At 48.8% G+C, this 22,913-nt stretch carries 23 protein-coding genes and 1 riboswitch; of the genes, 7 read left to right on the forward strand and 16 right to left on the reverse strand.

All coding sequences use genetic code 11. The features are described 5' to 3' along the window. Positions 1-10: 10 nt before the first annotated feature. The 5 genes from M3661_RS20765 to cobD form a co-directional block, all read right to left on the reverse strand. The gene (locus M3661_RS20765) at positions 11-1,012 is read right to left on the reverse strand and encodes an ABC transporter substrate-binding protein (protein WP_251488203.1); all 1,002 of its coding nucleotides are present in this window, start codon (positions 1,010-1,012) and stop codon (positions 11-13) included. 449 nt (positions 1,013-1,461) lie between these two features. After that, positions 1,462-1,673, reverse strand: a riboswitch (cobalamin riboswitch). A 196-nt stretch (positions 1,674-1,869) separates the two neighbouring features. After that, positions 1,870-2,751: a histidine phosphatase family protein gene (locus M3661_RS20770; RefSeq protein WP_251488206.1), complete on the reverse strand. Its 882-nt coding sequence runs from the start codon at positions 2,749-2,751 to the stop codon at positions 1,870-1,872. Between the two features lie 30 nt (positions 2,752-2,781). Then, positions 2,782-3,747, reverse strand: a complete 966-nt coding sequence (gene cbiB / locus M3661_RS20775; RefSeq protein WP_138187652.1) for an adenosylcobinamide-phosphate synthase CbiB — start codon at positions 3,745-3,747, stop codon at positions 2,782-2,784. 40 nt (positions 3,748-3,787) lie between these two features. Next, the gene (locus M3661_RS20780) at positions 3,788-4,507 is read right to left on the reverse strand and encodes an adenosylcobinamide amidohydrolase (protein WP_065292369.1); all 720 of its coding nucleotides are present in this window, start codon (positions 4,505-4,507) and stop codon (positions 3,788-3,790) included. A gap of 27 nt (positions 4,508-4,534) precedes the next feature. Further along, complete coding sequence (gene cobD, locus M3661_RS20785; protein WP_251488209.1) at positions 4,535-5,629, reverse strand: threonine-phosphate decarboxylase CobD; 1,095 nt, start codon at positions 5,627-5,629, stop codon at positions 4,535-4,537. A 358-nt stretch (positions 5,630-5,987) separates the two neighbouring features. On the opposite strand from cobD, the gene M3661_RS20790 reads away from it, so the two are divergent. Continuing rightward, complete coding sequence (locus M3661_RS20790; protein ID WP_065292367.1) at positions 5,988-6,446, forward strand: phosphatase; 459 nt, start codon at positions 5,988-5,990, stop codon at positions 6,444-6,446. A 126-nt stretch (positions 6,447-6,572) separates the two neighbouring features. Here the strand turns inward: M3661_RS20790 and M3661_RS20795 are convergent, their stop codons facing one another. Further along, the gene (locus M3661_RS20795; protein ID WP_065292366.1) at positions 6,573-7,133 is read right to left on the reverse strand and encodes a nitroreductase family protein; all 561 of its coding nucleotides are present in this window, start codon (positions 7,131-7,133) and stop codon (positions 6,573-6,575) included. A 167-nt stretch (positions 7,134-7,300) separates the two neighbouring features. Between M3661_RS20795 and lplA the strand changes: the two genes are divergently transcribed. Next, a complete protein-coding gene (gene lplA, locus M3661_RS20800; protein ID WP_065292365.1) occupies positions 7,301-8,305 on the forward strand; it encodes a lipoate--protein ligase in 1,005 nt (334 codons plus the stop codon). Positions 8,306-8,445: 140 nt separating this feature from the next. Here lplA and M3661_RS20805 read toward each other — a convergent pair whose 3' ends face one another. From M3661_RS20805 to M3661_RS20815, 3 genes are all read right to left on the reverse strand, one after another. Beyond that, on the reverse strand, positions 8,446-9,303 hold the full coding sequence (locus tag M3661_RS20805) for a MurR/RpiR family transcriptional regulator (RefSeq protein WP_065292364.1): 858 nt from the start codon (positions 9,301-9,303) through the stop codon (positions 8,446-8,448). 518 nt (positions 9,304-9,821) lie between these two features. Next, on the reverse strand, positions 9,822-10,841 hold the full coding sequence (locus M3661_RS20810; protein WP_251488213.1) for an ROK family protein: 1,020 nt from the start codon (positions 10,839-10,841) through the stop codon (positions 9,822-9,824). Beyond that, positions 10,838-11,647, reverse strand: a complete 810-nt coding sequence (locus tag M3661_RS20815) for an N-acetylmannosamine-6-phosphate 2-epimerase (protein WP_065292362.1) — start codon at positions 11,645-11,647, stop codon at positions 10,838-10,840. Before M3661_RS20815 ends, M3661_RS20810 begins: the two co-directional genes overlap by 4 nt. A gap of 194 nt (positions 11,648-11,841) precedes the next feature. Here M3661_RS20815 and M3661_RS20820 point away from each other — a divergent pair, with 194 nt between their 5' ends. After that, entirely contained in the window at positions 11,842-12,744 is a 903-nt protein-coding gene (locus M3661_RS20820; RefSeq protein WP_251488216.1) for a DMT family transporter, read from the forward strand. Between the two features lie 101 nt (positions 12,745-12,845). Continuing rightward, positions 12,846-13,655, forward strand: coding sequence for a Cof-type HAD-IIB family hydrolase (locus M3661_RS20825; protein WP_028531705.1), 810 nt, complete (start codon positions 12,846-12,848; stop codon positions 13,653-13,655). Between the two features lie 126 nt (positions 13,656-13,781). Here the strand turns inward: M3661_RS20825 and M3661_RS20830 are convergent, their stop codons facing one another. After that, complete coding sequence (locus M3661_RS20830) at positions 13,782-14,159, reverse strand: MerR family transcriptional regulator (RefSeq protein ID WP_251488219.1); 378 nt, start codon at positions 14,157-14,159, stop codon at positions 13,782-13,784. A 133-nt stretch (positions 14,160-14,292) separates the two neighbouring features. Between M3661_RS20830 and M3661_RS20835 the strand changes: the two genes are divergently transcribed. Further along, a complete protein-coding gene (locus M3661_RS20835; protein WP_251488222.1) occupies positions 14,293-14,712 on the forward strand; it encodes a carboxymuconolactone decarboxylase family protein in 420 nt (139 codons plus the stop codon). A gap of 19 nt (positions 14,713-14,731) precedes the next feature. On the opposite strand, the gene M3661_RS20840 is transcribed toward M3661_RS20835, so the two are convergent. After that, positions 14,732-15,610 (reverse strand): MBL fold metallo-hydrolase, encoded by an 879-nt coding sequence (locus M3661_RS20840; RefSeq protein ID WP_251488225.1) that lies wholly within the window; start codon positions 15,608-15,610, stop codon positions 14,732-14,734. 204 nt (positions 15,611-15,814) lie between these two features. On the opposite strand from M3661_RS20840, the gene M3661_RS20845 reads away from it, so the two are divergent. Beyond that, positions 15,815-16,540: a glycerophosphodiester phosphodiesterase gene (locus tag M3661_RS20845; RefSeq protein ID WP_251488228.1), complete on the forward strand. Its 726-nt coding sequence runs from the start codon at positions 15,815-15,817 to the stop codon at positions 16,538-16,540. A 373-nt stretch (positions 16,541-16,913) separates the two neighbouring features. Next, positions 16,914-17,864: an alpha-helical endospore appendage domain-containing protein gene (locus M3661_RS20850; protein ID WP_251488230.1), complete on the forward strand. Its 951-nt coding sequence runs from the start codon at positions 16,914-16,916 to the stop codon at positions 17,862-17,864. On the opposite strand, the gene M3661_RS20855 is transcribed toward M3661_RS20850, so the two are convergent. The 5 genes from M3661_RS20855 to cysT all read right to left on the reverse strand — a co-directional run bounded on the left by M3661_RS20855 (position 17,861) and on the right by cysT (position 22,763). Further along, positions 17,861-18,538 (reverse strand): hypothetical protein, encoded by a 678-nt coding sequence (locus tag M3661_RS20855; protein WP_065292421.1) that lies wholly within the window; start codon positions 18,536-18,538, stop codon positions 17,861-17,863. The genes M3661_RS20850 and M3661_RS20855 overlap by 4 nt on opposite strands. 202 nt (positions 18,539-18,740) lie before the next feature. Next, positions 18,741-19,808, reverse strand: a complete 1,068-nt coding sequence (locus tag M3661_RS20860) for a sulfate ABC transporter substrate-binding protein (RefSeq protein ID WP_251488284.1) — start codon at positions 19,806-19,808, stop codon at positions 18,741-18,743. Between the two features lie 68 nt (positions 19,809-19,876). Continuing rightward, the gene (locus M3661_RS20865) at positions 19,877-21,028 is read right to left on the reverse strand and encodes a sulfate/molybdate ABC transporter ATP-binding protein (protein WP_251488232.1); all 1,152 of its coding nucleotides are present in this window, start codon (positions 21,026-21,028) and stop codon (positions 19,877-19,879) included. Between the two features lie 2 nt (positions 21,029-21,030). Beyond that, positions 21,031-21,837, reverse strand: a complete 807-nt coding sequence (locus M3661_RS20870) for a sulfate ABC transporter permease subunit (protein ID WP_142544286.1) — start codon at positions 21,835-21,837, stop codon at positions 21,031-21,033. Positions 21,838-21,947: 110 nt separating this feature from the next. Beyond that, entirely contained in the window at positions 21,948-22,763 is an 816-nt protein-coding gene (cysT, locus tag M3661_RS20875; RefSeq protein ID WP_251488235.1) for a sulfate ABC transporter permease subunit CysT, read from the reverse strand. Positions 22,764-22,913: the final 150 nt, after the last annotated feature.

The raw sequence follows: 22,913 nt of genomic DNA on the forward strand, positions 1-22,913 counted from the left end.
TCCACGATGATTATTTCACCAAGTCCGGATGAACCGCCTTCGCAACTGCCTTCAATCCGTCAGCTACACGAGGTCCCGGACGGCTGATCAGGTTCTGATCCACACCGATTACTTGATTGTTCTTAATTGCATTGATGTTATTCCAACCGCTGCGTCCACGAATAATTTCTTCCAAGGATTTGTTCGTCTCGGAGTCCACTACACCTTGCGTGAACATGATTACATCCGGATTGGATTTAATAATGTTCTCTTCGTTAATTTGAATCCAGCCGGCTGAATCAGCCGCAACGTTCGTGCCGCCTGCCATTTCAATCAGCTCGTTCATGAACTCGCCGCTGCCTACTGTCCAGCCTGGGGAGAATTCAATATACACCTTTTCCTTCTCCGCACTTTGAACGGCCGACTTCACATCTTCACGCACTTGCTTCATGTTGTCAACAATCGTCTTCGCTTTAGCTTGCTGATCCGTAATTTGACCATACAATTCGATGTTCTTAATCACATCGTCGTACGTTTTTGGTTCTACCTTGAATATTTTAATGCCCAGCTCACGGAACTTCTTCACAACTGGCTCCTTCATCGAGATGCCTGTGAACACGATGTCCGGCTTAGCTTTAATAATTGCCTCTTCATTCGGCTTCGTAATGCCGCCCATTTTCTCTTTGGACTTCGCTGCTTCCGGATAATCATCAAAATCAGACACCCCAACGATTTGTGCATCCAATCCAAGTGCGAACAAGGACTCTGTCTCAGCTGGAGACACGGACACAATACGTTCTGGCGCTTTGTCGAATGTGAATTCTTCACCCGTTGCATCCTTAACAGTCAGCGGATACGTCGTTTTTAGATCATCCTGCTTCGGTTGTTCTGTAGCCCCATTGCCATTGGACTCTTGCTGTGCAGTATTATTCTCAGCAGGCTTAGCCGCATCTTGATTGCCGCAAGCCGCCAGTCCTACTGTAAGCATAAGCGCCAATAGCGCCGCTACCGATTTGTTCAGCCATTTGTTCATGTCAGAATCTCTCCCTCGCGTCATTCTTCCTAGTCTCTAACCATGTACTACCCGTGCAGGTGTAAAGCGGTTCCATCCTTCGCCATGCGAACGATAATGCACTGCAAGCTGCACTTGCCGTAAGAATGTATGTACATCCCCATTCGGTATCAGTTGTCAATGAGCACTTGCATATACCTGAGCTGTAAATCCTACTGTGACTGAATTTGTGATATACATTCGTGCTGTGCAATTGCATTGAACTGCAGTTTACCTTGTACAAACGAAGTGCTTGATGGGATGTGAAATCATTTCCAAATACAGCAAAAACCCCCGATCCTTCGATCCGGGGGAACACAAAGTCATCTATCGCAATATTCAACAGACACCTAGAAGCAGGAAGCAAGCAGCTGCGCTGCCATGTTGCCTGATGCATTACGCCAATGACGTGATCCTCTCCGCGAAGGATACAGCTCGTCCATCTTCAGGCAGGTTTCCTGACTTAGGAGAATACGTTGCAGCTCGCCTTCCCATCCATAGCGGTTCATACAGCACACACTAACGAATTCGACAGTGGCATCATGAGCGCAACACTCCATTCACAGTGGCGGGACCGCGCCGGGTTCACACCGGCTTCCCTATTAACCTCGAATATGCATCGACCATACAATACATCGGTATCTCTTACCGAGCAACGCGTATGGATCCGTACCGCATACATACCCAAGGACCTGAAGTATCACGATTATTCAATATGGAATACATTTCGTCATCCAAGTGCTAAACTCGATAATTGATTATAGGGGAAAAGCCTCTGCGTTGCAATAGATTACATCATTGCGTGCATCTAATGAACCTGCTTTGACACACAAACGTCATCATCTGCTTGGAAGCCGTTCTGCTCGCAAGAACTTCCATTTGCGGGCACATCGCTTCGCCGTAATCATAACACCGCCACCGATTGGCGCAGCGGCTTCCCAGAATGACTTCCGCGGGAAAGCCAGCGTATATAAGCGACGAACGACGCCCCCGTGTGTGACGATGACAACATCCGGCCGCGGACTAGGCCCGCTTCCATATGACTGTCTCTGCATCCGGCTTGTCTTGCTGCGCAGCACACGTCCACGTGGCAGCGGCGAAGAATGGTACGGCCGACGACGGATAGCGCCCTCTTGCCGTTCCATATGATTTCCGCTGCTGATGAAGGAATCACGCGCATTGCGCAGCACTTCCCACCATACATGCGCCGTTCGCGTACAGAAGGACTGCCACGGTTCCCCGCGCGGCGGCTGGATGGCTGATGAATCGTCAAGCCATCTTCGATACTGTGGATCTTCCTTCAAGTCATTGTAGGTTAACCCTTCCCACATACCGAAGTCATATTCTCGCAGCCTTGTGTCCTCCACAGCTTGGATGCTGTCACGCGGACGCAAATAGGCGAGCGTGTCGCGACAGCGGCGCATATCGCTCGTGTATAGCAGCGGTGATGGATGCGCCAATGTTCGGCGAAGAGCTCGGAGCTCTTCTGTTGAATCCGGCAATAGCGGTACATCCGAATAGCTAATATATCGCCGCTCCGTATTCTCTTGCGTCAAGCCATGACGAACAAGTGCGAAGCGCACAATTTTGCCGCTTGCTTGACTCTTTTTTCGTAACATATGTCTTGTCATTAATAATCGTTTCCTGTTGTTTTTCGATGCTCCTGAACGACGCCGGTTCCGATGAATAGCGGGAGCATTCCATTTAGTTGTCCGTGTCATCCCATTTGTACTCCTTCATCCGCCATTCATCTACAGAAGCCATCCTCCGCGCACATATAGGAGCAGGCCTGCCAGAATAACAAAGACTGTCGAGCTGCTTACGAGCAGCCTGCATACCGCAGGCACATGCTCTGCTTGCAGAGGCTGCTTCATATCCCCCATATAAGCGCGGAACGAACGTATTCCTTTATACACATTATAACCGCCAAGCCTGATGCCAAGCGCACCTGCTGCTGCTGCCTCTGCCCACCCGCTATTCGGGCTTGGATGCTTGCTTGCATCTCGAAGCGCCATTGACCAAGCCCTGCGTGCATCATACCGATGAATCCAAGCGCTCAGCGTGATGAGCACAGCAGTGATCCGTGCTGGTATCCAGTTGGCGATATCATCGAGGCGGGCAGATGCCCAGCCCAAATTCTGATATTTCTCATTTTTATAGCCGACCATAGAATCGAGCGTATTCACCGCACGATATGCCATAGCCAGCGGAGCGCCTCCGATAAGTGCGAAGAATAGCGGCGAAATGACCGCATCAACTATGTTCTCCGCTACCGTCTCGACGGTAGCGCGCACGACTTCCGGTTCATCCAATTGCTCTGTATCGCGGCCGACAATCATGCCGACTTCTCGCCGTGCACCCTCTAAGTCCTGGTCCTTCAGCCTCCGATACACAGCCATCCCTGCATCCTTCAGTCCCTTTACCGCAATTGTCGTTCCAATGAGCAATGCCTCGGCAACCCATCCTACATATTCATGAACATGATATAGTCCTGTTAGTATAAGCCAAGTCGACGCATACGCCCCTCCTACCACGATAATCGGCAGCAGGATGCCTAGCGGCTTGAGTGCCTGCTCGGAAGGACTTATCCTGCGTATAACACGTTCTACTCTGCTTATTCCTTTGCCTATCCCAACGACTGGATGCGGGATAGCCCGAGGATCGCCTACAATCCGATCCCATATGTATGCTGCTATTATGATGAACGCTGCTGTCATATGTCTCCCACCCTAGTAGGTTGTTCCAATCTTTTAGCGGTCACGCTTCATGCTGGGTCTTGACAGACTCATATACGGTAGTATAAACGAGTTGTCCGACCGCATGACCCAATGTGGTCGCTGTACCTGCATAGCAATGCACAGGTTCATATCGTCCACTGTCTATCACGGCAAATACAATTGCATCTGTCGTCGTCCCCGTGGCAATGCGCCCCGTCTCTGAATCTAAGATGCCCAGATCAGACAGAGCCGCACATTTGGCCTCCGTTGCCGTCATGAACACATTCCATACCGCGGCATCAGACAATTTGCCATCCATAATAAGAATGGAATTAATCGTCCCTGGCTTCAATGGTTCATAAGATGAGAATACTCGCCGCGGCATCCCAGCACGAGCCGCATTAGACGTTCCGGCAGTCGTTACGCACAGAAGCGAACATTCATCCGCATCCTGCTCAGCAACAGATGCATGGCTCACCTTAGCAGCGGTCATAAGCCCAACGGTCTGCTCCGGAGCGTACCCCTTCTCTACACACGTCAGACGAAGATACTCTATCGGATCTGCACAATTGAACTGATAATGAACCATCTGATTCAAGATGCGATTGCCCGCCCATTGCCCTCCATGAAATACAGCACTGCTCCATATCGGCGCTATCTGTGGAAGTTCAACAGCGATGAGAGCATCCTCCCAGCGAATATGTACTCCTGCAATATGTCTAGATGTATAGGTACAGTTGCTCTCTCGATATGGCTGCATCCCACTTCTCCTTCATTCTGTGTTTGTCTACTGTAACACAGCTGCAAGGGCTGATGCCACAATTGCATTCGCAGCGCGATCCTTGACTGCCAATCGGAAGTCTCTCTCCGTCAGTCCAACATACATGTCGCAATTGCGAATGAGAATGCCAGAGCGGCATAATTCGGCCTGAAGCGACTTCGCCGTCCACCCTTCTGGAGATCTGCATAATAGGAAATTCGCTACGCTTGGCCATGTTCGAATGCCTAACATGTGCAGCTGCTGACGCAGAACAGCCCGTTCTTCATCGATGAGAGCTCGTGTTGAAGCCGCGTATTGATCCGCTTGCTCGTCCGTCAGTAGGGCCTCCCCTGCCGCTAGTGCCAAGCCATTGACACTCCATGCCACCTGCATAGCCGACATCGCCGCAATATGCTGCGGCTGGGCGATTGCGTACCCGAGACGTAATCCAGGAATCGCATAGAACTTCGTAAGTGAACGAAGTACAATAAGATTCGAGCATCGATGAACGAATGGAATCAAGGAATGCTCCTCTTCATTCGCAAAGTCAATAAAAGCTTCATCGATTACGAGAATCGTAGAAGCAACTTCTGCTAAGGCTGCAAGTCTTCCCAGCAGCATGCGATCATATAATGCACCATTCGGGTTGTTCGGGTGGCCGATAAATACGACATCCGCCTGCTCGATAAGCTCTGTCAGTTGAGACTCGGTAGCACGGAAGTCGTTATCCTCACTGCCAACCCTATGCATCACTTCTGCTCCGAACTTGCGCGACAGTGTCTCATATTCAGAGAAACAAGGGGCAATTACGCCAACCCGTTTAGGCCGAATCGCCAGCAACAGCAGCGCCATGCACTCTGCAGCCCCGTTGCCGATGCTAATCAGTGCCTCGTCGACCCCTAACCTCGCAGCTAAGAGCTTCTTCATCTGTCGATGTCCAGGATCCGGATAATGAACGATTGACGGCATCATTTCGCGCCCCAGACGATCTATAACAGCCGAAGGCGGTCCAAGCGGATTAATATTCGCACTGAAGTCCAGCAGTGCCTTACGATCGACGCCGAACGCGTCCGCAGCCGTCCACACATCCCCACCATGCCCGAATCGTTCAATTGTGCCCATTGCTGTCTGCCTCCCAATGATGTCAATTGGATTTGTCCAAAGGTTGAAAATATCTATGTACTGCTAGCTCCACGAACCGGAGCTTTCCAATATGGAATCGTTTCTACTCGTCCATTATGCGTAACAGAGCAATGTTCGTCAAACGAATTTTCCAGTAAATATGTGCAGTTCTTCCGTTCACTACGGGCGTTGCGGTGCGATTCGCAAGCAATTATAGTGGAATTGCAAAGGTTTTATTACGAAATGCCAAAAAACATTGGTCAATCGCACACTGTAACACTTCTGTTAATTGCTGTATAATCTTGTTGCACCACACATCTTAACAGGTGTGATATGTCATGGATGAGGAGGGATGATTATGTCGGTGCATCACAAGACATCATGGGCTACTCTCGGCGCCGCCATCATTGTCACCATCTATTACGCTGCAATTCTATTTCGACTCAAGGGAGACATTGGATTATACAGCACGGAAATGATGGCCCTTGCCCGGAACGTGTTCGGAATTGCCGTCGTCGTTCAAGTCGTTATGCACTTTATCAATTTTATGTCCAAGGATGAGGCCGAGGACAAGGAGCTTGCTCGTTCTGTATCCATGCAGGCCAATCAGTTCAGCCTACTCTTTCTCGTCCTTGCTGTAGCTTGCTGTGCGGCCTATTTAATATATGTATCGGATACACGCACCCTATTGCTGTCTCCGCTCGTATGCGCTCATTTGCTTGTCTGTGTGCTGCTGGCTGCGTGGGTGATCAAGCACTCCTTGGAATTAATGCTGTACCATCGTTTTATCAAGGCGGATCCATTAGATCATCCTTGATCATGTAACCGTTTACTTCGTGAATATTACTATCCGTGATACAAAAGATAAGGAGTGCCCGATCAGCATACGCTGCGAGGCACTCCTTATTGTTAGGACAGAGCCAGTTGCACTGGCCATCCTCCTTTATTGATCGATTACAGTGAAGAGTTGCTCCGCACTCGTACGCGGGCGAGCCTTCGGCGCATCGTCAAAGTAGCCGATGCGGATTACCCCGACAAGCTTCTCGCCTGGTTGTACGCCAACCATCTCACGATATTGCTTGTTGTAGATATAGTCGCCTGTATGCCACAGCATGCCAAGACCATGTTCCCATCCAAGCAGCTGGAAGTTCTGAATCAGAGCGCTCACCGCTTCCAAATCCTCTTGCCAAATATTCGGACGAGGGTCTTCAGGCATAACCACATGCAAATAAGCAGGGACATGCATCAAATGCTCCTCGAACTTCTGGCGTTGCTCTGGCGTTGCATCTCTTAGCTTAGTCTTATCTAGAATGGTAAGAAGTCCGTTCATAATACGCGCCTTTCCTTCTCCTTCCGCATATATGAAGCGCCAAGGCTCACGCAGTCCGTGGTTCGGTGCCCATACTGCGTCATTCAACAGCTGCAGCACCAGGCTGCGATCAACAGGCTTGTCGTTGAATTCATGTATACTTCTACGTTCTCGAATAATTGAAGCAATTGACATTCTGAAGTCCCCCTCAATAGGTTGCATTGTAACCGTCTTTGTTACTTCACATCATATCATCTATGATAACGATTATCAATATCAAATCTATTTTGTATTCTCTTGCAAATCGTATACAATAGAACTATATGCACCAACAGCTTCTACATGAAGGAGACGGACAAGCTATGAAGTTTATTGATAATCAAGGCATAACAGACCCGCGGATCAATCTTGCAATCGAGGAATTCGTATTGAAGCATTTGCCGCTTGAGGAAGACAGCTATCTTCTATTCTATATCAATGAGCCATCGATCATTATAGGTAGAAACCAAAATACAATCGAAGAAATCAATGCCGAGTACGTGAAAGATAACAACATTCATGTTGTGCGTCGCCTTTCTGGCGGTGGAGCTGTATATCATGATACAGGCAACTTGAACTTCAGCTTCATTACTAAGGATGACGGTGAGTCCTTCCATAACTTCCGCAAATTCACCCAGCCTGTTATCGACACCTTGCACGCTCTCGGCGTGAATGCCGATCTGACTGGACGCAATGATATCCAAGTTGGGGAGCGCAAAATTTCAGGAAACGCCCAGTTCGCTACCCGTGGCCGCATGTTTAGCCATGGAACGCTGCTGTTCAATTCGGAAATGGAACATGTCGCATCTGCACTGAAGGTGCGCCAAATCAAAATCGAATCCAAGGGCACGAAGTCTGTGCGCTCCCGTGTTGCCAATATAGCGGAGTACTTGAAGGAGCCAATGACCATTGAAGAATTCAAGGCTTCGATTCTGCACCACATCTTCGGTATCGAAGCGGATCAAGTTCCGCAGTATGTGTTGACTGAGCAGGATTGGGAGATTATTCATCGAATCTCCGAGGAACGCTACCAGAACTGGGATTGGAACTATGGCCACTCTCCGAAGTTCAATGTGGAGCATACGAAGAAATTCCCTGCCGGAATCGTCGATGTACGATTGGATGTAGCGGATGGTGTGATTCAATCAATGAAGATATACGGGGACTTCTTCGGAATCGGCGAGGTAAGTGATATTGAGGAACGGCTCCAAGGAGTTCGCTATGAGGAACAAGCCGTCTCCGAGGCAATTGGAGATATGGACATTAATCATTACCTCGGCAACATTAGCAAAGATGACTTTGTCGGGCTGCTTATGCTGCAGGAATAGTCCGTGAAGCAGATAGAGGCGTCCTCTCTTGATGAGAACGCCTCTTCGTTATGTAACGCGAAATATACCGGGCGTCGCCCGATCCCATTCAGACTACTGGTATGTCTTATCAAAGTCATAAAGCACTGAAGCTCATAAGCTTAGTATAGCTTGTCCAATACGGACTTGGCCGTTTGTTGAATTGCCTTGTATGCCTTCTCCTTATCTTGTAAGGCAACAGCCGTCGACAGAATATCGAGGACATGGATTTGTGCAATTTTCGATGAAAAGGCCCCACCCTCAAGAGGTGTCTCCTTGGATTTGATCAGCAGAATGGAGTCTGCATATTTCGTAATAGGGGACTTCGCATGGCTCGTCAAGCAAATGAAAAATACGCCATTCTCCTTCGCCAATCGAATCGTGTCCACCAAATCCTTCGTACTGCCTGATGTTGATATGCCGAATACGACATCTTCTTCGGTCATAAGTACCGCATTCATCGCCATCACGTGCGGATCTGTTATCGCTTCCCCAGTGTAGCCAAGCCGCATAAAGCGATACTGTGCATCCATCGCTGTCATAGCGGACGAGCCTACCCCCATGAAGAACAGGCGCTTCGCCTTCACGATGGCATCGACCGCCTTATTCAGTTCCTCCATATTCAGCAAGGATAGCGTATGTTCAAGCGAGGCAACATTCTCCAGTGTCATTTTCTTCGCTACAACAGCCAAGTCATCACTCTCAACAATCTCACTATCTTCATGTTTCAGTGGCGATACCAGATCTTTAGCCAAGGATAGCTTGAAATCTTGGTAGCTCTTAAAACCCAGATTACGACAAAAACGCAGAACAGAAGTCTCGCCCGCACTTGCTCGCTCCGCTAAATCCGTAACTGTCGCATATAGCACCGATTCGGCATTTTTCAATACATAGTCTGCTATTTTCTTCTCCGTCTTCGTCAGTGACGGATAGAGACTTCTAATCAGCAGCAGTGTATTGGTATGTTCACCTGCGACCATCTCATGATTCCCCCTAACTTCTTTATGTATTTCAATCCGTATGATGCGGCACTCTATAGCGTATCTTGTGCCGGATTTGTTTATTTCCATGCCAGCTCACAACTACTGACACAATCCTATTGTTCGGACTTCCCTCACTCATAGTTCATCGGTTCAATCGATGTATTGATCGTACTAGGCAAGATTCCACATGCCTCATTCACCATCCGATTAACAGCCATCCACGACGTCAGTGGTCGGTGCTTACACCAAAGTCATCATGCACAACCCATTCACAGGGAAATTCGAACTAGCCTTATCATCTAATGGAACGATTAAAAAATCAACATGTTGATAACAAAATAATGAAAGCGCTCTTACTTAGTGATAGCTCAAACAGGGTCACTATACCATACAGTCCCCGACGTGAACTGCTTCGATTCATTGGTAAGAACACGATAAAATAGCGGCAAACAGACAGTTCACGTCCTGCTATTGCCGCTTATTACGATCGATTTATTATGCAAGTTAGAAGTAGACTAGATTACAGAAAAATGGTCGGAAGGTTGGGTCGAATGAAGCTCCGTCCAAATACAGTTGGCAGCTCCGACTACCCCAGCATGCTCACCCATTTCAGCAGCATGGAGTTCCACACCATCTCCCCAATATGCAGGCATGCACATCTTGCGCATCTCTTCCTTAATTGCTTCAAGCAGCCATGCCCCTTGTCCGATAACAGCTCCACCTAATACAAATCGACGACTATTGAGCACATGCTGCAGCGTCACAAGCCCAACTGCGATGTTTCGAATATATTGGGTAATGACCTCATTTGCTGCCAGATTGCCACTACGTGCCGCTGCGAACCAAGCCTCTGGCTTCTCCTCACATTGAGGCAATATTGATGCCGCAGAAGAACTGCCTTCAAGAGAAGTAATCTTCTCTCTAATCATCCGCTTCAAGGCATTTACAGAAGCATACTGCTCCCAACAACCGATCAATCCACAAGTACAAGGCTCGCCATCCATCTGCACGATGAAGTGCCCGAATCCACCCGCATGGCCATCAGCCCCGCCATAGAGTGCACCCTCTTCAATAATCGCACCTCCAATTCCTGTACCGAGCGCGACGCAGACGAATTGATCCATGCCTCTGCCTGCGCCCTTCCAGCTCTCCCCGAGGGCGATTGCATGCACATCGTTAATGACGCGAACCGGCACACCCGTCGCTTCATGAAGCAATTCTTGAACAGGAGTCCCGCTCCAACCCGGCAAATTATCCGTCGCATAAGCCACATGCCCATCGCGGTGAATATAGCCTGCGGAACCTATACCAATGCCTTCTACTGCCCACTGATTCTGTGCCGCCTCACTCCGATAATAATGAATAAGCTGCTTCAGCTTGTTCAGCAGTTCGTCTCGTCCAAGCATAGCCTCTGTAGGAATGGTACGGGAATGAAGTACATTTCCCTGTTTATCTACAATGCCGCTCTTTATATTCGTTCCACCAATATCAATAGCGATGACGACAGATTCATGACTGTTCACTGCGTCTGTCATGATAACGCCTCTCCCTTGCTGGCAGGTTCATTCCCATCCTGATTCTGAGCAATCACAGGGATGACCGAGCCCGACATCGCTGCTTGGACGGGGACTTGCCCCCCTTTTATCTTGGAAACAAATGAACTGGTAAGCGTATGCGGACGTGTAATGGCCGTGCCCACTACAACGGAGAATGCGCCATTTCTCAAGGCTTCCTCCGCCTGCTCTGGTGTATGGATGCGTCCTTCCGCGATGATCGGCGTTGACACTGCTGCGGCCAGCCGCTTGATCAGCTCCATATCCGGCTCCTTCTGCTGCACGCTATAGGGCGTATAACCTGATAATGTCGTAGAAATAAAATCAAAACCCAACTCCGCCGCGCGAATCCCTTCCTCATAAGTTGAAATATCCGCCATCAAGGGGATGTCATATTTTGTTTTGATAACGTTTACAATGTATTCAAGCGTTTCACCCGATGGACGCGGCTGCATCGTGGCATCAAGCGCGACCATGTCAGCGCCGGCAGCAATCATCACTTCAACATCCGCAAGAGTCGGAGTTATATATACGTTAGAACCCGGATATTCCTTCTTCCATATTCCGATAACCGGAATGCGAATCGCTTCCTTAATCGCTGCAACATCTTGCGGCGAATTGCTGCGAATTCCGGCAGCACCGCCATTCACGGCTGCTAAGGCCATGCGCACCATCATATCGCTTCCATACAACGCTTCCCCTGGATACGCCTGACACGATACAATCAAATTTCCTTGCAGTTGTTCAGCAAGCTTCTCTACTCTTTTGTTCGTTTCCTCTACCTTCATCGTTTCCAACTCCCATAGGTTAGAAATAATCATCCAATATTTCTACCGCATTTCGGATTCTTACTCCAATTTAGCATGGAAAATGAAGGATGTAAAGGATAGATCATTGAAAACTGTGCTTTACAGCATGCGCTCTTTCTTACATGATAAGAGTAAAATATTTGAAAGTGGGAAGGGAGTCTATTTTACTCATCATGAAACGCACATGGTTGGCCGATGTATGTCTCTTGCTTGTTGCATTGATTTGGGGCAGTACGTTTCTTGTTGTTCAGCATGCTGTCCATACGTTGCCCCCTCTTGCCTTTAATGCAATTCGCTTTGCATGCGCTGGACTGCTGTTTGCAGTCGTTCTGCTTTTTACAAGACGCACCTTGACTATCTTCCTGAACAAGCGACTGCTTCTTCACGGCGGGATACTTGGCTTATGGTTATTTTCCGCATATGCGTTTCAGACCATTGGACTGTTATACACAACGACAACCAACACCGGATTTCTAACGGGTCTATCGGTTGTGCTGGTTCCTTTCATTACCTTATGGCTGTCGAAGCAGCGGCTGACGCTCCCAACTTGGATCTCCGCACTGCTTGCTCTTTGCGGGCTGTATTTGCTCGCCTTCAACGGTGGAACGGCTGAGTGGAATAAGGGAGACGGACTCGTGCTGCTCTGCGCTGTCGGCTTCGCCATGCATATCGCCCTGACAGGCCGTTTCGCATCGCAGCATGATACACTGCCGCTTGTTACGGTACAGCTTATGACTGTCGGCATTCTATCTGGTATTAGTTCGGCCATCTTCGAACCGCAGCTAACAATGAGATTGCTCGGGCAAGCCTTATCGGAACCGAAGGTGCTGTTCGCACTTGCTATATCCATTGGGCTCTCGACCGCGTTTGCCTTCTGGGCGCAGACTTGGTGTCAGAAATATACCTCCGCGACACGCGTTGCGATTTTATTTGCGATGGAACCGGTATTTGCCGCCATTACGGGCGTAACCTTTGCCGGAGAAGCGCTGGGAGGATGGGCGCTTGCGGGATGTGGGCTTATTTTTATTGGAATGATCGTTGCCGAATTGAAATGGAGCGGACATGCTGTACAATAGAAGTAGAGAGAAATACGGGTGTTCGTGGATAAAAATGTGACGAGCCCCTATTACCAGTACATGAATATGTGCTGCATAGATAGGAGAGAAACTCATAACCCATGTATAAACTTATCGCAATTGATGTAGACGACACGTTGATTAATGATGACAAGCAGGTAACTCCCGGCACGAAGCGTGCATTGGAGCTCGCCGTTCAACAAGGCGTTACCGTTACACTTGCAACAGGACGCATGTATGCTTCTGCTCATAACATTGCCCTGCAGACAGGTCTAAATGTGCCTCTCATTACGTATCAAGGCTCTCTGGTGAAGAACGTAATGGACGGTGAAGTACTCTACGAGCGTGCAGTGCCGCGCGATGCTGCGCTTAAGCTGCTTCGCTACTGTGACGAGCACAATATCCATCTGCAGTTGTACATTGATGACAAGCTGTACGCTCGCGAAGAAAATCAAAAGCTGATTGACTACGCGAACTTGAGCCGCATTCCTTATTTCATAGAACCTGACTTTGATCGTCTGCTCGCTTCCCCTTCCACGAAGATGCTCATGATCGACGAACCGGATCGACTGGATCGTGTCGCAGAAGAACTGAAGGAATTGCTGGGATCAGAGGTTCATATTACAAAGTCGAAGCCTCATTTCTTAGAGGTTACCCATTATGAGGGCACGAAGGGAAGCGCATTGCGCCATTTGGCGGAACACTTCGGCTGCAGCTTGGAAGAGACGATCGGTATCGGAGATTCATGGAATGACCATGATCTGATCGAGACGGCTGGACTCGGTGTTGCGATGGGGAATGCCGTTGATTCACTTAAGACGATTGCCGATTATGTAACAGAGAGCAACAATGATGAAGGAGTACGTCATGTCATAGAGAAGTTCATCCTGAATCGTGACAGCGCGAACTAATCGTACCTAATGAAGCGCCGCTTCCGTACAGACAAGCTTGTCTGCAGGAAGCGGCGCTTTTTTATCCCCTTTTCCATACCAATGCGTATAAAGATACAAATCAAAATGCGTTCAATCGTGCAACGATTACTCCGTTTGGATCCCCTCTAGTTGCTTATAATACTCAATTTTGGATTCAATCTTTTGTAGATGCTCCTGCAACTCCTTAACTTGTGCCATAACCTGCTCTTGATGTTCCTCCAATAACGCACGTCGTGCACGTATCGTGGAATCCCCTCTGCTTCGCAAATGAGAAAACTGCTGCATCTCCCTGATTGGCATGCCTGTCGCACGCAATCGGAGCAGGAAATGAATCCACGCTATGTCCGATTCCGTATACTGCCGGTAGCCATTTGCATCGCGCTGCACTTCTGTCAGCAACTCAATCTTTTCGTAGTAGCGCAACGTATGTACGGACAGTCCTGTCTTATCCGCAATTTGTTGGATCGTAAAATAGGTTTTCATAATGGAACATTATATCACGCCACCCAACACCGAAAAAAAGGCTTGCTATAGAGCGCACTCTAATGTGTAGCATGTCATTCATGCAGTGCATTCCAATACGATTGGATTATCTATCTTAAAGGAGGACTTCCCAATGATGAATGTGGATAATGAAGAAAAAGTGGCAACTGAGCGTTATCAACGAGGCTGGGACAGGTTGAAGGAAGTAGATGGCGAGGCAGGCGAGCATGTGATTGAATCCTTGAGCGGGATTGCCCCTGAGCTTGGTCAATATATTATTGAATTTGCATTTGGAGACATTTATTCTCGTGAGGGGCTAGATTTGAAGCAGCGTCAGCTCATCACACTTGCATCCCTTACTACTCAAGGCGGATGCGAGCCGCAGTTACATGTCCATATTCGAGCAGCACTTCATGTCGGTCTAACCCCTAACGAAATCATTGAAGCGATGATTCATTGTGTTCCATATACCGGATTCCCCCGCGTCCTCAATGCCATATTTACAGCCAAGCGGATATTTGAAGATCAGCAGATGAGCGTCGTACCTCTCTAGCAAAAAAGGGTAACCTCGGTTACCCTTCCACTCGCATTCCTGTCCGAGCCAACGCCACATTCGCAGGCAGCTCATAGCTTGTACGGAAATCAATGTCGTGGGACATATGCGTAAATATGGCCAGCTTCGGACAAATATCTTGCAGCAGCTCCATCGCTTCGACCATGTCGTATACAGAACGGGTCTCATAGGCTGCCTGTTCGTGATAAAAATTCGTTCCCAATATAAGAAGATCGAGATCGCGGAAAAATTGACGTTCCTGAGCGCCTAGCCCAATTGCATCCGAAGCATATAACCAACTATTCAACGCAGCTGATTCCGCATTCGCGGAGTCTTCATTCCCTTCTAATTCCTGCCTCTCCGCTGCCGAATACGGTTCCTCCATTTTCGAGACGGCTTGAAGCCGATCAAAGCGATAGGCGTAGGAATAGCCATTCTTGCCATGATTGACCCGGATCGGTTGAATGAACCAGTCCCGCCACTGCCATGTCTGCTCGATATCTTCGAATTGGATGAACCGCTCAAGCCATGGATACATCGTTCGAATCAATTGATTCACCTCTGCGGGAGCAATGACATGCCCTTGTCGATCCAGCCAGCGGCATGCATCCGCATATGCGGGGAGCCCTGCGATATGATCCTGATGCGCATGGGTGATGAGGATATCATCTATCCAGAACAAGCCTGCACGTTCCATCTGGCCTGTCCAATCCGGCCCGCAGTCGATGAGAAGCCGTTCGTCAGCTCGTTCAATCACAACAGAGGAACGATAACGGCGGTTCTGTCCTTCCTCACGCGCCTCTCTGCACACCTCACAGTCGCAATATACTCGTGGAACCCCCATGGAGTCTCCTGTCCCCCAAAAAGAAATTGACCAACTCTTTTCCTCATAATTCATGTCCATTTTTCTCCTTCAGCTGCGTATATATTTACAAGAACAACACGTAACCGTTATAAAATCTCCATTGTTCTTCCATCATGTATCAAGTATAATCGGAGTCAATTCCGCATGCACACATACTTACATACGGATCCTATGATACATGATAACGCAGTTATCATCACATTCGCTATCATGTTCGCTATAATGAGGAGGATTATCATGAGTTCCAACGCACTGTTCAATGATGTTGAAATTGTCGCTCACCGTGGCTATGCAGCGGTGCATCCCGAGAATACGATGGCGGCATTCCGCCGTTCCATTCAAATGGGCGCCGATACGTTAGAAATCGACGTACATCATTCGAAAGACGGCATTCCCGTCGTCATCCACGACGATACACTCGATCGAACAACAACGGGCACAGGACGCATCCGGGAGAAGACGGTAGCTGAGCTTCAGCAGGTGGATGCAGGCAAGAAGTTCAACCCAGAGTTCGCTGGATGCGGTGTTCCACTGCTGGAAGAAGTGCTTGAATTATGCGGGGGAAAAGTTGGCCTTCAGCTGGAATTGAAAGAACATAATACAGAAGAGGAACTTCGCGCCATCCTTCATCTATTGAATCAATATGATATGACAGAACGCACGATGTTTATTTCTTTCTACCCAGACAATTTACGTATATTACGCAGCCTAAACAGCGACATTGAGCTTGCGCTCTTGTCAAGCGAGCTTGTTGATCTGAAGGCAGTAGCTGAGCTGGGAAATGCTACACTTCTGATCCAGTTGTCAACAGTCTTGGAGCATCCGCAGCTCGTCGCCGAGACGCAAGCAGCCGGTGTAGGCCTTGGTGTCTGGACCGTTCGCAGACTGGAAGATGCTTATAAGCTCGTCGAAATTGGTGTTCGCAGACTGACCACGGACATTCCATTGTATCGCGAAGCCTAACCCATGAATCATCTAAATATTGAAGCCTATTGAAGTAGGTATTCCGCAATCGAATCTCTATCAGCACACATGCGCAGACCGCTCTGAATACAGAGTAGTCTGCGCTTTTATATTTATGTTGGCTGGTGGATCGGGAATCATTGCTGCCTTCAAGAAACGTATGCTTCGCGGCGATGATACGATCGCTAGTAATAGATTTTTAGAGGAAAGCGAGAACAGATCATAGATCGAGCGACGTCTAGCATACTTGCAGAGCTTCAGCTTTGTCGTAGAAGATCTTGAGTTACCCTACTAGGTTCAAGCTGTTGCAATTACCGACATACTCCATATACATATAGTGGTATCACAAAATTACAAATAAAGGAGGAACATCATGTCACAATCCAACATTCCTAATATTACACCGCTTATATCCGTAACAAGAGATGACGCTCTAAACTTGCTTCTATCCTCAATCGCATTGGAGGAATTAGGCTTAAGCCATATTATTAATGCGGAAGGGGAAAAAATCCAATTTGCTCTCGGCACATTACCGGGCGTAACCTCACCACCAGCTAGTATAAGTGACCTGCTTCTTATCAACGAGAGCGTCCGAGGGACAATCAATGATTTAACGAAAAAAGAATTTTTGCTGCAATCCAAATTAGAAAGTGTATTGGCAGCTCCGTCTTTATTAGGCCCCACCGGGCCTACAGGGCCTACAGGAGGTGCCGCTGGCGCTACTGGCGCTACGGGGGCTACGGGGGCTACGGGGGCCACAGGCGCTGCTGGTGTTACGGGGGCTACTGGGGCAACGGGCGCTGCTGGTGTTACGGGGGCTACTGGGGCAACGGGCGCTGCTGGTGTTACGGGGGCTACTGGGGCAACGGGCGCTGCTGGTGTTACGGGGGCCACAGGACCTCTGATCACTTCCAATTTTGCCGTAATTGATGGTGGTTTTCTTCCGTCGCCGGTCCCATCGGGAGGAACCGTTCCATTTAATATGGCTCCAGTTATTAGTGGGACATTGATCTCTCAGACGCCTCCTTCGCCAGACATCTTGCTTGCAGGCGGACACAGCTATCTGGTCAATTGGGAAGCATCGGAAATAACAATCACATTACCGCAATCTTCATCCATACAATTCATATTGACATTGAACGGCACCGAAATCCAATTCAGCTTTGTTTCAGCCCCTCCGAATTCGCCAGTTGGCATCCATACGTCAGGGACGATGATTGTTACCACTCCACCGGGACCAGATAGCGTGCTGAATCTTGTTAATACTTCTTTGTTTCCAATCAACAACGTAGGAGTAACGTTCACAATCGTAGCGATCACTTAACCTGGATTTTCATCTGTATTTGATATAGATATTTCACTCTTAATAGAAAGAACCGACATGGGGAGCACTAGAAGCTTAGCTAGTGGCTCTCCTCTTTGGATCCGACATTCCTTCAAGGGTTCGAACGCCAGTGGCAAGCCTATTCTCTCCTGAACTCTTGCCAATGTCGGGCCATGAAGCATTCCAGGATAGATGGCGAATCTCCCGTCTTGCGTTTCGAGTGGTTGTATAAGGATGAAATGTTGTTTTGGGATCTCTACACTCCAACCTTGCCTCCATTCAAATGTACCTTCTCCATTCGGAAGCAGCATCGGATAATAAAGTCCGTTGTACTTGTATTCGTGGATTTTATACCAACCTGCGGGCGAAATGCCGATGACGACATCATTTTTATGTGCCCAATCCTCCATGGGAACCATATGCTTAAGACGGGCAAAATCTGTGGGATCCTGAATGGAAGTTTGGATTTCCTTTACGGGCTGAATATCAATGTCGACCGGACAGTAAATGGTCCAGCCCAATTCTTTTGCCATCCGGTACGGCCAACATAGGCCTTTGACGCGCTTCGTTTTAATCCATCTCGAGCTGTCATCAGGCCACCTTTTATCCACTATCTTTTCCTGAGCGGGCAGTATTGCGAAGTCCAACAACTGATTGAACTTTACGCTGGTCATAGACTACTTCCTTTCTTAGAAAAGTCATTCGTGACGAATCTATGCACTCAGTCAAGGATTTATGATAAGCCCCTTTTGTTTTCCGTTCTCCATCACCTATTCCGAAAATAAAAAAGAGAGGGCATTGTACCTATCCCCCTCATTTCCGTCTAACCATACCCCATAATTAACTCGTTTTTAGCCTTGTGCAAAGGAATATTGATCATTCTATTCCCGCTAACACCTGATACCAAACTCCCCGATTGCTGTACAATTTCTCCCTAACCTCATCCCATCCGCCCATATCATCGATATGGAACAAGCCATCTGGGATGGGATAGGCCTTGATGGTCTCTTTAGCAACCTGCTCATTCACAGGACGGAAGCCTGCTTCCGCGAACATTCGCTGCGCCTTCGGCTCACGCAAATAAGCGACGAGCGCTTCCGCAGCTTCCTCAACTTGGTGCTTCCTCGCATATTTTCTCACAACAACAACTGGATTCTCGATTAGAATCGTATGCTTAGGAAGAACCATTTCATAAGGTACGCCTTCACGTTTGCGGGACAGGATCTCATTTTCGTAGGTCACGATTGCATCCCCAACACCATACTCAAATGCCGCCATCGACGCTCTGCCGCTCTTATCCATGGACAGTACATTATGATGGACGCGCATCAGCAGCTGCTTGGCAAAAGGTGGCCCATCCTTCCCTTGCTCAGCTGCCATCTTCAACCCTGCTCCGTATATGGCATTAATATCCCACTGTGCTCCACCTGATGTCTTCGGGTTCGGATATAAGACATTTACCCCTTCACGGGTCAAATCCGTCCAATCCCGAATGCCGAGAGGATTGCCTTTCCGTGCACCTATGACAGCAACAGAACGAGTAACCATTCCCTGATAAGCATCCTGTTGCTTCCAATCTGAGTTAATCAGCTTCGCACGTTCGAGCTTATCTACATCCCCTTCCATGGCGAGAAGGGCTACATCCGCTTCCATCCCGCCGGCTATCGCTCTGGCCTGAGTACCGGAGGCTTCATAAGACTCCTGGAAGACAACCTTCTTGCCCGTCTTCGCCTCCCAATCGGCAGCGAATTGTGGGAGTATGCGCCCTAGCGCGTCCTTCACAACTGAGTAGGCACCGATTACGATGGTCACGGTATCCTTGTCAGAAGCAGAGATCTGCTTTATGGCTATGGCTCTCTCTGTCCCATTTCCGTCTTGATCGGCTGACTTACTGCTACAGCCCGGTAGTACCACAAGGAGTGAGAGTATGATCACCGCCATCATTGCTGTAAGCCTATCTCTGGTCTTAATTCGGCTCAAGGGCGTCCTCCCCCCTCGACCACGATCCGTGTTCAAATATGAACCGGCATCGGGTCTTCTTTTAACGCATTTTCCACTACCCAACTCCGACCCCCCTCGAACACATAGATGCGATGGACAAGCACCTGCACCCAATCCCCCGCCTGCAGCATTGGCTTCTCCAATGAACGATATGTTTTCAATATCATGTCGCCAACTTCAATAGCCACCATCCATTCACTCCCACGAAATTGGAGCGACCTCACGGTGCCGTGTATGCAGGCAGATGCCATTTTCAATTCACCAGGCAAGCCCACCTCAATATATTCAGGGCGAATCAAGGCCTTGAATGCATCTCCGAGTTCTTGAATCGTCTCCCGAACAGCCTGCGGCTCTAGTACAGCTTCTACAGGATCAACTGAATAAGGAATAGCCGTCTGAAGTGACGACGAGAGAGTCTCGAATCCCCGCAGGGAGTCCAGATCCGAAATAATCGTCGATTCTCCAATAAATTCAGCCACGAATGGAGTGTTCGGTGATTGATAAATATCCCACGGTGTCCCTTTTTGCTCCACACTTCCCTGATTAATAATCATGATCTCATCAGCAACTTCAATCGCTTCATCCTGATCATGGGTAACAAAGATGGAGGTAATGCCAACCCGTTCAATCAGTTCCCTCAGCCAGCTTCGCAGCTCCTTGCGAATCTTGGCATCAATTGCAGCGAATGGCTCATCCAACAGCAGCAGCTGTGGCTCAGGGGCCAATGCACGCGCGAAAGCTACACGCTGGCGCTGGCCTCCGGACAGCTGGTGCGGATATCTTCGCTCAATCCCAGACAACCCGGTTAGCTCGAGCAGCTCTGTAACTCGCTCACGGATGCGATCCTTGGGCCATTTCTGAATCGTCAGCCCAAAGGCAATGTTGTCATAGACGGTCATATGCTTGAACAACGCATATTGCTGGAATACGAAGCCGATGCCGCGCTGCTGGGGCGGGATTTCATTGACCCGATTCCCTTGGAATCGAATTTCACCGCTGTCTGGCTGCTCTAGGCCAGCTAGCATGCGCAGTACAGAAGTCTTCCCGCCACCGCTCGGTCCGAGCAAGCCGATAAGCTGACCTGCTTCAATGGAGAAGCTGACGTCGCGCACTGCATGATAGGAACCGAACCATTTGTTGAGCTGATTTACCTCAATATGCATCGTCAATGCACTCCTTTGCGTCCTGCGTGACGCTTCGCCCATTCCATGACGAGCAGCAGGATGATCGAACTGAATACAAGTACTAGGGCCAAGCTGCTGGCCGCCGTAATGTTGAAGTTCTCCACGTCTTGGTATACAAGTGTCGTTGCGGTCTGCGTCTTGTTCATAATATTGCCGGATACGACAAGAATGGCGCCAAATTCACCAAGGGAACGAGCTATGGTTAGAACGACTCCATAGAGCACTCCCCATCGTATAGATGGCCATGTTACCTTCCAGAAGGTAGTCCAATCATAAGCGCCAAGCATCGACGCAGCTTCTTCCTGCTGTGTCCCAATTTCCTGCAGGACGGGCACGACTTCTCGGATAAGCAGCGGGAATGTCACAAATAAGGTGGCAAGCACCATACCCGGGAACGCATATACGATTTGGACGCCCATGTTCGCAAATAACGTCCCCATAATCGTCTGCGGCCCTAACAAGAGTACAATCATAAATCCGCCTATAATCGGGGATACCGCAAAAGGGAGATCGATAATCGCATTGAGTAATCGTCGAACAAAACCATTTAACCAGCCCCCTCTTACAAGGACGATCGATAACCATACACCAAACACAACATTAAGCAGCGTCACAACGCCTACAACAGCTGCTGTAACTCCAAGTGCATGAAGCGACTCAGGCCGAAGCAGGGAGGCGAGGGCTGAACCCCAACCACCTTGGAAAGCTCCCAACAGCATTTGCAATAATGGAGCAATAAGTAATGTAATAAATACAGCGTAAGTCAGAATGATAAGCAGCAACTGCAGCTTAGAGCGTGAGTGTGGGTATGGATCATGTACAGCTGCTGAGGATTGCGAGGCAGTTAGCACTTGATGCGGTTCTTCTGAAGAATTGGGCTGATGATAAGGTGTATGCTTCATGACGATTTCCTCCGGTTCTGTATCCAATGAATCGCCCATAAGACTATGAATGATAAGGTCAACAATAAGACAGAAACGACTGCTGCCGATTGAGGGTGGTCACTTTCAATTTCACCGAAAATGTATACAGATGCAACGAGCGTCTTCCCCGGTATGTTCCCAGCGACGAGCACTACTGCTCCGAATTCAGCCATTGCCCGGGAGAAGGCAAGCATTGCACCACTCACAATGCCTGGCCTCATACGCGGCAGCGTAACACGAGTGAACGTGTACATACGGGACGCGCCAAGCGTATAAGAGGCTTCTTCTTCAGACAAGTCGGCCTCTTCCAGGAGCGGCTGAATTGCCCGAATGACGAAGGGAAAAGTGACGAAGACCATAGCAGCTACAATAGCGGGCTCTGCGAAAACAATTCTCCACCCCATAGATTCTGCCAATCTCCCAACGAAGCTTCCTGGCCCGAGCAGCAGCAGGATCATCAACCCGCCTACCGCGGTGGGCAAAGCAAATGGCAAGTCTACCAAGCTATTCAGCCAAGTTCGCCCGACGAAACGATAGCGGTGGAGCACCCAAGCCGACAATGTTCCGATGACAACGTTGATCGCCGTTGCAATGATCGCCAGACGGAACGTCAGCGCCACTGATTGCCATGCAAGAGGTTCCATGAGACTATCTACAAATGTGCTCCAACCGCCATAGAACGATTGAGCATATATGCCGCCAAGTGGTACCACAACCAGCAAAAATACGTATAGAAGCAGCGTGGTTCGAAACCCCCACAACGCTCCACGATAGCGCAGTACTGCGTTCACCTTCGTCCCTCCATCTACGTAAACTCAACTCTTTATGTCCATTATTCCAACTTCTTTACTTGGTAATGGTTTTCACCACTTTACCAAAAAATAGATGACACCGTCAATACAAAGATTGATTTATAACGCCCAATCTGTAAGTGAACCTTA

Origin of the sequence: Paenibacillus sp. MER 180, from assembly GCF_023713665.1 — a bacterium.
In the GTDB taxonomy this organism is placed as follows: Bacteria; Bacillota; Bacilli; order Paenibacillales; family Paenibacillaceae; genus Paenibacillus_B; species Paenibacillus_B suaedae.